The sequence below is a fragment of the Streptococcus sanguinis genome, from assembly GCF_008329445.1.
Taxonomy (GTDB): Bacteria; Bacillota; Bacilli; order Lactobacillales; family Streptococcaceae; genus Streptococcus; species Streptococcus sanguinis_O.
This window is the reverse complement of sequence record NZ_VIBR01000001.1, coordinates 518,941-532,280: the sequence shown is the minus strand read 5'-3', so window position 1 is coordinate 532,280 and position 13,340 is coordinate 518,941. Positions and strand designations below refer to the sequence as shown.

General features: G+C 42.1%; 11 protein-coding genes and 1 pseudogene. 5 read left to right on the top strand and 7 right to left on the bottom strand.

Features of this window, described 5'->3' with window-relative positions; translation table 11 throughout:
• Nucleotides 1–65: 65 nt before the first annotated feature.
• Entirely contained in the window at nt 66–1,901 is a 1,836-nt protein-coding gene (gene uvrC, locus FKX92_RS02730) for an excinuclease ABC subunit UvrC (RefSeq protein WP_149565455.1), read from the bottom strand.
• Nucleotides 1,902–2,265: 364 nt separating this feature from the next.
• On the opposite strand from uvrC, the gene FKX92_RS02725 reads away from it, so the two are divergent.
• From FKX92_RS02725 to FKX92_RS02715, 3 genes are all read left to right on the top strand, one after another.
• A complete protein-coding gene (locus FKX92_RS02725) occupies nt 2,266–3,522 on the top strand; it encodes an extracellular solute-binding protein (RefSeq protein WP_002900230.1) in 1,257 nt (418 codons plus the stop codon).
• Nucleotides 3,523–3,603: 81 nt separating this feature from the next.
• On the top strand, nt 3,604–4,962 hold the full coding sequence (locus tag FKX92_RS02720; protein WP_002904606.1) for a carbohydrate ABC transporter permease: 1,359 nt from the start codon (nt 3,604–3,606) through the stop codon (nt 4,960–4,962).
• Nucleotides 4,962–5,798 carry a sugar ABC transporter permease gene (locus FKX92_RS02715; RefSeq protein WP_149565454.1) on the top strand — a complete coding sequence of 279 codons (837 nt, stop codon included), beginning with the start codon at nt 4,962–4,964 and terminating at the stop codon, nt 5,796–5,798. Before FKX92_RS02720 ends, FKX92_RS02715 begins: the two co-directional genes overlap by 1 nt.
• A 164-nt stretch (nt 5,799–5,962) precedes the next feature.
• Here the strand turns inward: FKX92_RS02715 and FKX92_RS02710 are convergent, their stop codons facing one another.
• The 3 genes from FKX92_RS02710 to rimM form a co-directional block, all read right to left on the bottom strand.
• The gene (locus FKX92_RS02710; protein ID WP_149565453.1) at nt 5,963–8,524 is read right to left on the bottom strand and encodes a CAP domain-containing protein; all 2,562 of its coding nucleotides are present in this window, start codon (nt 8,522–8,524) and stop codon (nt 5,963–5,965) included.
• Nucleotides 8,525–8,714: 190 nt separating this feature from the next.
• Nucleotides 8,715–9,437, bottom strand: coding sequence for a tRNA (guanosine(37)-N1)-methyltransferase TrmD (gene trmD, locus FKX92_RS02705; RefSeq protein ID WP_149565688.1), 723 nt, complete (start codon nt 9,435–9,437; stop codon nt 8,715–8,717).
• On the bottom strand, nt 9,427–9,945 hold the full coding sequence (gene rimM, locus FKX92_RS02700) for a ribosome maturation factor RimM (RefSeq protein WP_149565452.1): 519 nt from the start codon (nt 9,943–9,945) through the stop codon (nt 9,427–9,429). Before rimM ends, trmD begins: the two co-directional genes overlap by 11 nt.
• A 198-nt stretch (nt 9,946–10,143) precedes the next feature.
• On the opposite strand from rimM, the gene FKX92_RS02695 reads away from it, so the two are divergent.
• A complete protein-coding gene (locus FKX92_RS02695) occupies nt 10,144–10,602 on the top strand; it encodes a hypothetical protein (RefSeq protein WP_149565451.1) in 459 nt (152 codons plus the stop codon).
• 107 nt (nt 10,603–10,709) lie between these two features.
• On the opposite strand, the pseudogene FKX92_RS02690 reads toward FKX92_RS02695, so the two are convergent.
• A pseudogene (locus FKX92_RS02690) lies at nt 10,710–11,498 on the bottom strand (alpha/beta fold hydrolase).
• A gap of 247 nt (nt 11,499–11,745) precedes the next feature.
• Between FKX92_RS02690 and FKX92_RS02685 the strand changes: the two are divergent.
• A complete protein-coding gene (locus tag FKX92_RS02685) occupies nt 11,746–12,057 on the top strand; it encodes a VOC family protein (RefSeq protein WP_002912608.1) in 312 nt (103 codons plus the stop codon).
• Here FKX92_RS02685 and FKX92_RS02680 read toward each other — a convergent pair.
• Nucleotides 11,979–12,500, bottom strand: coding sequence for a GNAT family N-acetyltransferase (locus FKX92_RS02680; RefSeq protein ID WP_002900222.1), 522 nt, complete (start codon nt 12,498–12,500; stop codon nt 11,979–11,981). The two genes, FKX92_RS02685 and FKX92_RS02680, sit on opposite strands and share 79 nt — an antisense overlap.
• A 158-nt stretch (nt 12,501–12,658) precedes the next feature.
• Nucleotides 12,659–13,330: a potassium channel family protein gene (locus tag FKX92_RS02675; RefSeq protein WP_125378503.1), complete on the bottom strand. Its 672-nt coding sequence runs from the start codon at nt 13,328–13,330 to the stop codon at nt 12,659–12,661.
• Between the last annotated feature and the right edge of the window lie 10 nt (nt 13,331–13,340).

The window sequence follows — 13,340 nt, the reverse complement described above, 5'->3', positions numbered from 1 at the left end:
ATTTTTGCAAAGCTTTCATTTAAGTTTATTTTATAAGACTCTCTAAAATCCGATAAACTAATCTTTCAATCTATGTCTACAACTGGTTCTGCCACCTCTCGCAACTGTGCCTGTTCCTGCTCCTGAGTTTTCGGATTCAACTTCTCCCGCACTGCTTCTGCCACTGCTCGCGGCACGCCGACTTCGACGATTTGGTCGACAGTGGCTTCTTTAATCTTGGTTAAAGATTTGAAGTGTTTCATAAGATTTTGCTTGCGTTTTGGTCCCAAGCCTTCAATGCCATCTAGTTGTGATGAGAAGGAATTCTTAGACCGGAGCTGGCGGTGGAAGGTAATAGCAAAACGATGAACTTCATCTTGGATACGCTGGAGTAGGAAAAATTCCTGCGAATTTCGGGATAATTCTACAACCTGCAAAGGGTCACCAAAGAGCAATTCATGAGTCTGGTGCTTGTCATTTTTTTGCAGTCCAGCGATGGGAATATCTAGTCCCAGCTGATCCTGGATAACTTCTTTAGCGACATTGACCTGGCCCTGTCCACCGTCAATGACAATCAGATCAGGCGGAGTCAGTCCATCTCGAATCACCCGACTATAGCGCCGCTTGATGACCTCACGCATACTTGCGTAGTCATCAGGTCCTACGACAGTCTTGATCTTATATTTGCGATAATCCTTCTTGCTAGGTTTACCATTGACAAAGACTACCATAGCTGATACAGGACTGGTACCCATGATATTGGAGTTATCAAAAGACTCAATACGAACAGGCGTTGGAATGTTAAGGAGCTGCCCTAGATTCTCAATAGCACCTTGGGTCTTTTCAATAGATTTCTCCAAGAGGTCAAATTTCTGCTGGAGACTAACTCGGGCGTTTTTGATAGCCAGATTGACCAGCTGTTTCTTTTCGCCTCGCTGGGGCTTAAGCACCTTGGTATCCACCATGGCTCGGACAGCTTCTTCGTCAATATCTGCTGGAATCAAAATTTCATTGGGCTTGAGGTGGGATTTTTCCTGGTAGAACTGGCCGATATAGGTCAGAAAATCTTCGTCCGGATCATTGTAATAGGGAAAAAGATTGACGTCACGCTCGATTAACTTGCCCTGGCGGACAAAGAAGACCTGCACGCACATCCAACCCTTGTCCACATAGTAGCCAAAGACATCGCGATTCTGCAAATCCTTGGCCATAACCCGCTGCTTGGTTCGTAAGGTGCCAATGGACTGAATCAAGTCGCGGTACTCAGCTGCCTTTTCAAACTCCATAGTTTGCGCTGCGCCAGCCATTTTCCCCCGTAAATCCTCAATAATCTGGTCATCCTGACCCTTGAGAAAGGCCGCCACCTCCTGGGCTAGCTCCTTGAAATACTGACTGTCTACCTGACAAATAGTGTGGGCCTTGCACTGCCCCAGATGGTAGTAAAAGCAGACCTTTTCAGGCGGATTTGTACACTTGCGGAAAGGAAAGAGTCGATCCAAAAGACGCTTAATTTCATTGGCCGCACCGACATCCGGATAGGGCCCGAAATAAAGCCCGCCGTCCTTTTTGACTTGGCGCGTGATAATCAGGCGCGGATAGGTTTCGTTGGTAATCTTAATAAAAGGATAGGACTTATCGTCCTTGAGCATGATATTGTACTTGGGCTGGTTTTCCTTAATTAGATTAATCTCCAGAAGCAAAGCCTCAATGTTGGACTCGGTGACAATAAATTCAAAATCCTCAATCTCAGAAACCAGAGCTTCCGTCTTGGTATCATGGCTGCCACGGAAATAAGAACGAACCCGATTGCGAAGATTCTTGGCTTTGCCGACATAGATAATGGTACCGTTTTTGTCTTTGTGAATGTAACAGCCAGGACTGGTCGGCAACAGTTCCAGCTTTGATTGGATTAGCTTGTTCATAGGTCTATTATAGCAGAAAAGGGAAGCATTCAACAGATAGACACTAGATTATTAGAAAATCATAAGTTTGATTCCTTCCATAGGTAATGATGAACTATAACCTGTTTTTAAATCTTCTTTCAAATACCAAAAATCTATTTCAAAAGAAACATGATTCTCTTCATAATAAAGCATTTTCTAAGTAAAAATCAAGCAAGCGATTGCACAGCCATTTTAATAGGCTTTGATTAAATAAACAGAAATAAAATAGAAAAATTTTAGAAAAATTAATATATTTTTAAAAAAATTTCAAAAAAAGACTTGACAAAAATTGCAAACGGTTGCATAATAGAACTGTAAATAAAAATTCCGGGAGGAAATAGGAATGAAAACATGGAAAAAAGTAGTATTGGGCAGTGTCAGCTTGCTGGCTGCAGGAACACTGTTAGCAGCTTGTAGCTCGAATAGTAGCAAGGAGAGCTCTTCTTCTAAAGCCGATAGCAAGACCTTGAAACTTTGGGTGCCAACTGGTTCTAAAGATTCTTACTCTGATACAGTTAGCAAGTTCGAGAAAGAATCAGGCTACAAGGTTGACGTAGTCGAAATGGAAGATCCAAACGCTCAGGAAAATCTGACAAAAGATGCTAGTACTGCTGCCGATGTTTTCTCTCTGCCACACGACCAACTTGGTAAATTAGTTGAAGCTGGAGCTATTCAAGAAGTTCCTTCTAAAATGGCAGAAGAAGTCAAGAAAAACGATACTGAACAAGCAGCAATTGGTGCTCAATACAAAGGCAAAACTTATGCTTTCCCATACGGTATCGAATCACAAGTAACCTACTATAACAAATCAAAACTTTCCGCTGATGATGTTAAGTCTTATGAAACCATCACTTCTAAAGCTAAATTTGGTGGAAACTTGAAAGAGGCTAATGGATACATCACTGCTCCACTCTTCCTTTCTGTTGGCGACACTCTCTTTGGTAAAGATGGTGAGCAAGTAGACGGAACAAACTGGGGTAACGAAGCCGGTGTGAACGTTCTGAAGTTCATCGCAGCTCAAAAGAATAACAGCGGTTTTGTAAACGTAGATGCTTCTAACCTTCTTGCTAAATTTGAAGATGGTTCAGTTGACGCTTTCCAATCAGGTCCATGGGACTACGCAGCTGCTGAAAAAGCTGTCGGCAAAGACAACCTTGGTATCTCTGTTTACCCAACTGTTAACATCGGTGGACAAGACGTTCAACAAAAAGCCTTCCTCGGTGTAAAACTTTACGCAGTTAACCAAACACCTTCAAACGGCGACACTGACCGTATCGCAGCAAGCTACAAACTGGCTCAAGTGCTTACTAGCAAAGAAAGCCAAGAAAACCAATTCAAGTTTGAAGGACGTCACATCATCCCAGCTAACAAAGAAGTACAAGAGTCTGAAGATGTGAAGAAAGATGCCTTGGCACAAGCTGTTATCACAATGGGATCTTCTGATACCTACACAACAGTTATGCCTAAACTTAGCCAAATGTCTGTCTTCTGGACTGAAAGTGCTGCAATCCTCAGCGATGCTTACAACGGTAAATTTGGTGAAGATCAATACCTCGCAAAATTACAACAGTTTGATAAAGATTTAGCAGCAGCTAAATAATACTCAAGCAAATTTAAATAAGCATTGAAGTGAGGGGGGCAGCCTCCTCACTTCTTTCTTTGTAAATATAAGGAGAATACTATGACTCAGTCATCCTATGACAATGCATCCATGGTTCAGGTCTTTAAAGAGGGAACCTGGGATGTCAAACTCTCTTTTCTGGTAATGGGACTGAGCAACCTTGTAAACAAACAATTTATCAAGGGGCTGCTCTTCCTCTTCTCAGAAATTGCTTTCCTGATTGCTTTTGCAGTCCAAATCATACCAGCTATTGGCGGCATGATTACATTGGGGACTCAAGAGCAAGGAGAGGCTATCAAAAAAGTTAACGGCTTGGAAATCACAGTTCAAGTAGCCGGTGACAACTCTATGCTGATGCTGATTTTTGGACTTGCTTCTCTCATCTTCTGTGCAGTCTTCGCCTACATCTACTGGTGTAATCTGAAAAGTGCTCGTCACTTGATGGCCCTCAAGCAGTCTGGTCAGAAGATTCCTAACTTCGTTGAGGACTTTAAGACGTTGGCTGACGGCCGCTTTCACATGGGCCTAATGAGCATCCCTCTTATCGGAGTACTGCTCTTTACCATCTTGCCTCTGATCTATATGATCTGTTTGGCCTTTACTAACTTTGACCATAAGCATCCAGCTCCTAAGTCACTCTTTGACTGGGTTGGCTTCTCTAGCTTTGGTGATGTTTTCTCAGGTCGTATGGCTAGCACCTTCTTCCCACTTTTAGGCTGGACCTTGATTTGGGCGGTTGCTGCGACAGCTACTACTTTCTTCTTCGGAATCGTTTTAGCTCTCTTGCTCAATACAAAAGGCCTCAAGTACAAGAAAGTTTGGCGCACACTCTTCGTTATCACTATTGCTGTGCCACAATTCGTATCCCTGCTCTTGATGCGTAATTTCCTGAATGACAATGGACCTTTGAACGGATTATTGCAAAGCCTCCATCTCATTCAGCATCCAATTCCATTCTTGAGTGACCCTGTTTGGGCTAAGTTCTCAATCATCCTTGTCAATATGTGGATTGGTATTCCATTTACCATGCTGGTAGCGACTGGAATTATCATGAACCTCCCTAGCGAGCAAATCGAGGCTGCTGAGATTGATGGAGCTAGCAAGCTTCAAATCTTCAAGAGCATTACTTTCCCTCAAATTCTCTTGATTATGGCGCCATCACTCATTCAGCAGTTTATCGGAAACATTAACAACTTCAACGTTATCTACTTCCTGACAGGCGGTGGACCTACTAACTCTTCCTACTATCAGGCAGGCTCAACTGACCTCTTGGTTACCTGGCTCTATAAACTGACCGTTTCTGCCAAGGACTACAATCTGGCATCTGTTATCGGTATCCTGATCTTTGCAATCTCTGCAGCCTTCAGTCTCTTAGCTTATACTAGATCCGCATCATTCAAGGAAGGAACTGCTAAATAATGAAAAATAGAAAAAAACTCAGTTTATTAGGGATTTATGTCTTGCTGGCTGTTTTAGCACTCATCTGGTTAACGCCGATTATCTGGATTTTTCTGACCAGCTTCCGTGGTGAAGGTTCTAATGCGGTCCCTTACTTCTTCCCTAAGACCTATACTCTTGACAACTATATCAGACTGTTTAATAACAACACATATCCTTTTGTTCAGTGGTTTATGAATACCCTGATTGTTGCGACAGCGACCTGTATCCTGTCTACTTTGATTACCGTGGGTATGGCTTACTCACTCAGCCGTATCAAATTCAAGCATAAAAATCGTTTCCTCAAGTTGGCTCTGGTTCTTAATATGTTCCCAGGTTTCATGTCTATGATTGCGGTTTACTACATCTTGAAAGCACTCAATTTGACACAAACCCTTACATCACTGATTCTGGTTTATTCAGCTGGAGCGGCTCTAGGCTTCTATATTGCTAAAGGTTTCTTTGATACTATCCCATATTCTTTGGACGAATCCGCTATGATCGACGGAGCGACCCGCTTCCAAATCTTCCGGACTATTACATTGCCGCTGTCAAAACCGATTATCGTTTATACAGCGCTTATAGCTTTCATGGGACCTTGGGTCGACTTCATCTTCGCCTCTGTCATTCTAGGCGATGTCAAGGAAAAATACACAGTGGCTTTGGGACTTTTCCAAATGCTTAATAAGGACGCCATCAATAAATGGTTCTTACCTTTCACATCTGGAGCGATTATCATCGCTATCCCAATCACTCTTCTCTTCATCTTCATGCAGAAATACTACGTAGAAGGTGTAACAGGCGGAGCAGTCAAATAAAATCTATTATGTATATCAAAAACTTCCGACAATTTAAATCGGAAGTTTTTATTTTTTCTTAGAAAATGTGAAACTTAGCTTCTCATTCCTTTTATATGAGATTGGTTATTTGCAGTAGACAAAAAATGAGTTTGGAAATTATTCCAGCCTCATTTTGTATTTCTTTAATTATAATCTTCGTCTCTGCGACGACGCTTGTTGGTTCCCAAAAAGGCAGCTGCACCAAGTGCCATACCAAAAATTGCAAGGCGTTCTGCTTCTGAACCAGTATTTGGCAGAATAGCAGGTACCGTTGGAGCCTTATCAGCTGTCGTAGCCACGCTAGCAAGCTGAGCTGCAGGATTTACAACAAAATCAGCAATTAATCCTTCACCTGCCGCTTGAACGGCACCCGTAGTGGCTCCTTTGACTTCACGAGTGTTCGCATGAACTTCTGCAGTCTTAGCATCTGAATCTTTCTTAGATTCATCCTCTGCACCTGGACCAGCAGCTCCGCCTTTTACGGCTGTTAGAGTCTGTTTATCTTCACCTGAGCGATAGTTGCTATTCAGAGCATTTCCATATAGGAGTGATGCTTGATTCAAGATATTCAAGAGAGTTTCATAATTCGCTTGAAGACTGTTGTAGGATTCCTCAAGAACAGCTAAAGTTGCAGTCTCTTGATTTAAGATTGCTTGTTTAGCTTCATAATCAAGCTGTGCTTCTGCCAATTCCCGCTCTGCTTCTGCAAGTAACTGAGGAGCATTTTGAAGGTCAATAACTTTCTTTTTAGCTGCTGCTAATGTTTTTTGAGCAGACTGCAAGTCCTCTTGAGCAGTTGTCAAATTAGCTTTCGCAGCTTCTTGAGCTGACTGAAGTTCTGCCAACTTATCCTTAGCTGCCGCTAGAACTGCCTGAGCATTGCTCAAGTTAGTTTGGTAAGGAGCCAAGCTTGCTGCAATCTTAGCTGTTGCTCTGTCAAGAGCTTCTTGCTTGAGAGCAACATTCTGCTTGGTTAAAGCTAAATTATTTTCAGCAGTCGCTACCTTCTGACGAGCTGCTTCAACTGCTGAAATTTGAGTTGCCGCTGCCTTTTGAGCATCAGCTAATTGAGCATTGAGGATATTGATAGCTGATTCCTGACCGACTTTTTGAGCCTTAAGTTCAGCTAATTGATTCTTAAGTGCTGTAACATTAGCATTAGAACCTGCAGAACGACCACCACCAGCACGCAACAACTGCTCCATAGCTGCAACAGTCAATAGAGTACCGTTATTAACACGTTGGTCAAAGTTGCTAATGTGATGGAAACCAACCTCGGATGTACCATGAGGTGTACCAAATTGGTTTGGATGTTTATCATAAGCCGCCGAGATAGCATTAGCTTTATTGTCCATCATCTGCACATAGTGGCCAATTTTAGCAAATACATCAGCACCAACTCTCATGTAGATTGCATTAGCATCAATCTGAGTTTCATCAGTAGGCAGTCCATATTGCGCCGCAATCCGTTGATAGAGTTCTTTTTCACTATGCCAGAAATTGACAGCCCCTTGCGGGTCAAAACTAATCGCCACATTTTCGTTACCAATCAGCTTGCCCATATGCCAGTTATTGCGCTCAAAGTAGATAGTCTGAATCTGGCTAGCCACATTCGCATACGGATCAACCAACAACTCTTGTAAGCCGGCATTACGACGGTAAGCATTAATCGCCTTGACCAACTCTAAAGCTTGCAGATTATTTTCCAGATTAGCTGGACTAGTTGGGTCAGAATTAACTGAGATACCAAATTCATTCTGTCCACGTTGGTAAACAGCAAGTGCATTGTTAGCAGCATCACGAATTTCTTGATTAGCTGCATTGTTACGAACATTTTCTAAAAATTGGGAATAAGTCGTATTGCGAAGGTCAACAGGAGCTGTTGCTGCTGCTTTCTCAGCAGCAGAAATTTGTCCTTCAAGAGAGCTGATAGCTTGATTGGTTTGGCTCAAAGATGCCTTTGCCTGGTTGATTTTATTCTGGATTTCAGCCTGCACTTGTGGAGCAGAAGAGGCTACTTGTTCCGCCTTTGTCAGCTCAGTCTTTGCATTGTCTAAAGCGGTCTGTGCTTGACTTTGCTGGCTCTTAGCAGTTGCTACAGCTTGCTCCTCTGAGTTAAGTGGTGTTTTAGCTTGTTTCAATTCAGTCTCGGCAACGTCTACCAGAGATTGGCTCGCCTTAATAGTATTCGCTTGATCTTTAACAGCTTGGTCTGCCTTGGCAGCTTTAGCCGCTGCTTCTCGAACAGCAGTGTCTTTTGCGCCAACCTCTTGCTCTGCTGTTTTTGCTTCCGTCTCTGCCTTAGCAACATTTTCTTCTGTTGCTTCTGCCTGCACTTCTTTAGCAGTCTCAACAGCGGCTTCAGCCACTTTCACGCTAGTTTTTGCGTCTTCAGCTTCTGTTTTAGCAGTATCTACTATCGATCTTTGCTCATCAAGTTTAGCTTTGGCTGCTTCAGCATTTTCTTGGGCAACAGCTACATCTGCTGCTGTAACTGGTTTCTCAGTTACTTCAGTCGCTTTTGGAGCTGTTACAGTTGATTCAACCAACTCATCCGCGTGCACTTGATGGGTCAGTCCACCAGAAATAATAGTTGTAGCCGCGATACCAGTCGCTACAACAGACTTGCCTATTTTCTTTTCCATAATCAATCTCCTTTTTATAATCTCACATACTATAATTAACCTGGGTATAGCAGCCCGCATAGTAATATACTATCACAAAACGCTAGTATTAACTAGTAGCAAACGTATAGTTTTAATAGTTTTTTTATTACATTTTAGTTACAAAAATGTTTTATTAGAAAAATAAGCTGGTTTTTCCAACAAAAATGAGCATTTCTTTATCAAATAAAGCAAAAACTCCTAGATCCTTTCTAAGAGTTAACCTTGCTTGTCAGTCCGATTGAGCTTGTCGAATTTCTTCTAACACCGCTTCTTCTTCGGCCGTCATCTTATAGCCTTCTAGTAAGTCAGGCCGTCTTAGATAGGTCTTTTTCAGACTTTCATAGAGACGCCACTTGCGGATGTTTTCATGATGGCCGCTCATAAGGACTTCCGGAACGACCATGCCCCGATAGTCATAAGGACGAGTGTACTGAGGATACTCCAAGAGTCCAGATGAAAAACTATCATCTGTATGACTGGCTTCCTTGCCAATAACCTCTGGAATCAGGCGAACGGTCGCATCAATCATAGTCATAGCTGCCAACTCTCCCCCAGTAAGGACATAGTCCCCAAGCGAGATTTCATCTGTCACTAAAGTCTTGATCCGCTCATCATAGCCTTCGTAATGACCACAAATGAAAATGAGTTCCTCTTCCTTAGACAGTTCCTCCGCATATGCTTGGTTAAAAGTCCGGCCAGCAGGATCCAGCAAAATCACACGAGGTTGCTTCTTTTCAATGGCATCATAAGCATCAAAAATAGGTTGGGCACGCAACAGCATCCCCTGACCCCCGCCGTATGGCTCGTCATCTACATGCCGCGATTTTTCTGCATTTTCTCGGAAATTATGATAGTTGATTTCCAAGAGACCTTTTTCCCTTGCTTTACCTACAATCGAGTGCTCCAAGGGCGCAAACATCTCCGGAAAGAGGGTCAAAATATCAATTTTCATCATCCAGTCCTTCCGGTATCTCTACATCAACCCGTCCTTGCTCAATGTCAATCCCCAGCACCACTGGCGGAATATAAGGTAAAAGCAAATCGCGCTTGCCTTTGCGTTTGACCACCCAGACATCATTGGCTCCTGGCTGCAGAATTTCCTTAATCCTACCAAGAAGAACGTCATTTTCATAGACTTCAAGGCCGATGATTTCATGGTAGTAAAATTCACCATCTTCTAGATCTGACAAATCCTCTTCAGCCACTTTCAGGCTAAAATCACGAAATTTTTCGATGTCATTGATATGGTACATGCCCTTAAACTTGATAATATCAAAGTTCTTGACCTTGCGATGGCTGGCAATCTCCACATCCATGACAAACTGATCCTTCTTGTCAAACAGGGCAAGGGTATTGCCTTTTTTAAAACGCTCTTCTGCAAAATCCGTCACTGACAAAACCCGCATCTCGCCTTGCAAACCTTGCGTATTGACGATTTTTCCAACATTAAAATAATTCATCTCGACTCCAACATATTATACTCTGCCTAGTATTTTATCATGATATAGGGGAATGTACAAGGGAGATAAGAGGGAATTCCCTTGCCTATATTTATTTGATTAAAATTGCTGTTTAACGTATAATTATACATATAGAGCTTTTACACTATAAACACCTAAGTGTGTTTACGCAAAACTAGAAAGAAGTTGGTGACGACTATGGGAAAAAAGTTAAGTAAACTTCTTCTCTCTACTGCTCTTCTAGCCACAACAGCCGCCAGTCTGACTGCTTTGACACAGGTCAAAAAGGGCCAAGCAATGGAAAATGAAACGAGGGAAACTAGAAATCTCTCAGCCCTTGATGAAAAAATTGCTCAAATTGACAATCCAACCATCAAGGCTTTTCTAGAATACTATGCTAGTCAGAACATGACCTCCGCATCGTCTCTTCCAATGATAGATGATCTCGAGTCCAATACTCGCATCATAGTTATTGATACTGATGATGCGGATAAAAGTTTGCCACCAGCCATCGGAACATCTGTGGACGGATCCGAAGGGCCTGTAGGTGGAACTGTTGATGCTGATGGCAAATACATTGAGTTTGATACCAGTGACCATAGCAAATCCGCAACCGTTCAGGAGATTCGAGATGCTATTGCTGAGATTCTAGGATAATACTCTCATAAATACGCACTAAATAGCTGAGATTAAAATCTCAGCTATTTAGCATGTGTATTTACTCCCGCTTTCGATATACTAATTAAAGTTTGCATACAACTTGCTCATCCCATTTCTAAAAGAAGCTCAACTATCTTTTCTGACTGACTCCAATGTAAATAATGATGGCTGCCTTCTAAAATAATCTGGGTATTTTGTGAAGCAAATTCGGAATCTTTATATTCTTGTTCTCGATAGGCCAGACTCAGGATAAAAATCGGGAATTGAAAAGAAATATCTAAGTTTTGAAAATCGCTTTTTGCGATACTGCAGTAATGTTGAAATCCTTCTTGTACAGATTTTAATCTATCTGAACTCTTTTCTGCCTTAGCTCATAAGATTTTAAAATCAGCTGCTGGAAAACTCTCTTGTCCTATTTTTTTCAGATATTCATATCCTCCACCGAGCGTCTGAACTTTCTCCTGTAAGGATAAAAATTCGGGATAAGGATTCTGAGCTAATTCGCCATATAGAACAGAATAAGTGGTCGGCTCAATCAAGATCAGTCCCTGACAAAGCGGCTCTGACTCAGCAATTTTAACAGCTACAAGGCCACTAATACTGTGTGCGCAAACAGCATACTGAATGACTTTAAAATGCGATAAAACCTCTATAATAGATTGAACCAAATCGTCCAAAACAAAATTTTCTTGATTTTCGAGTGGACATTGGCCAGCATTAGGGTAATCTATTGTTAAATAGCACCAATTCTTAGGTAACTTCCGAATAACTGGCAAAAAATTTTCATAGGTCGGTAGACTCCCTGCACCGCTTAAAAATACAGCAATCTTTTCCGCTGGTTGATAGGACACAAATAGCTGTCCTACTTTCGTTTTGATTATTTTTTCTTTCATAATGTTTCCAATCAATTCTTACAAATATTATCTGGGCGCACACTAGTATCTGAGAGCTAGCTATTTTACTAGCAGAATAAGGACATCCCAATACCCAAAATTATATACCAAAATTTTTTCATATTCAACCAAGATTCGTGTTAGAAGAGGCAGTTGCTTGCACTGTGAATGAAGGCTAATCTCAAGGCTTGTTTTTCCTAAAAATCTATGCTAAGGTAAAGGCAGAATACGAAAAGGAGGGGCTACTATGATAAGAAGCGGCCATCTGATTTACAAGGTAAAAGGCTTACGGCAAGCGGTCAAGGAATGGGAAGAAAAGGGTTTTGTCGTCGAATACGGCAGAAGGAAAAAACCCAACAATGCCTTAATATACTTTAGTCAAGGCCCCTATATTGAGCTACTGGAAAATACGGGCATTCCTGTAATAGCCAAAATCATAGCTAAACTATTTGGCAGACCTAAAAATCTGGAGCGCTTTTTCTACTGGGATGAGTGCGAGGAAGGCTGGCAAGGACTTTGTATCGAAAAAGCTTCTTCGTCAAAAGAATCCCCTCGATAAAGAATTTCAAAACTAAGATCGTCATATTCTAGAAATGCATTCGACGAGCGGAAACCCTTGCTGTGATAGAAATCCCAGCGAGCTTGACGCTGTTCAATATTATCACACGGCTCATCTAAGCGCTCGATTTCTAAAATCATGGTTCGCTGATAGAAATTGACCAGCTTTTCGATGATTTCACCGCCATAGCCATGGCTGCGCAAGTGGGGCATAATAGCAAAGAAACTAACATAAAAGGCTTGCGCGTTGGAGATGGCAAAGGCAAAACCAACAAATTCCTTTTCATGATAAAAGGCGAAAAAATTAGCATCCTCCTGTTCCTCATATCGTAAAAATTCACTGAGCGGTATCCTTTCCTCCTCTGGGAAAGCTTCATTATTCAAGGCTTCTACCTTATCCAAATCTGGAAAATCTGCTGTAATGATCTGGCTGGTTAAGCTCATAAAATCACTCCTTTTCTAGTGATAGTATAATAAATTTTGCAACTGGTTTCAAAAAAGAGCCCTGAAAGAGCTCCTATGTATCGATTTTTTCTTCATATAATAGAAAGGTGCCGAATGCCTAGATAGAATCGGTTGGCCCCCAGCAAGGAGGAATTATCCTAGCTGCTACTCACTATTTCACGTAAATTATCCAAATGCTGGTTATCAGTCACAGCCATAATGCTGACGCCTGCTGGCCAGACAAAGTCTGGGGTAAAATGGCTTTCCAAAGGCTGATTTTTTTTCAGACGGTAGCCGATAATATTAAGATGATAAAGCCTGCGAGCATCTACTTCACGGACCGTTTTCCCGACCCAGCTAGCAGGCAACTCAAACTCAGCCACCACTACATCATCATCCAACTGGAAGACCTCAATCGAATGGTTAAAGAGAATGGTCTTGGCCAATGAAATACCAGCCTCCACTTCAGGCAGAATAACCAGATCAGCTCCCACCTTTTCCAGCACCTGCTGAGTTACTTCATCTTTGACCTTGGCAATGACATTTTTAACGCCCAATGCCTTGCAGTGCATGACCGCTAGGACGCTGGATTCCAGACTTTCTCCCGTCGCTACGATGACCGTATCACAGGACCCAACATCTGCCGCCTCTAAAAGCTCCATATCAGTAATGTCCCCGATCACACCAACGGCAATCATGTCTTCATACTGATTGATTGTCTCTTCGTGATTATCAATCGCAATGATTTCTACATCTTGAGAAATCAAGGCCTCAATGATACTCTGTCCAAAAATCCCCAAGCCGAGGATTCCAACTGTTTGATTTGCCATTTCTTTTCTC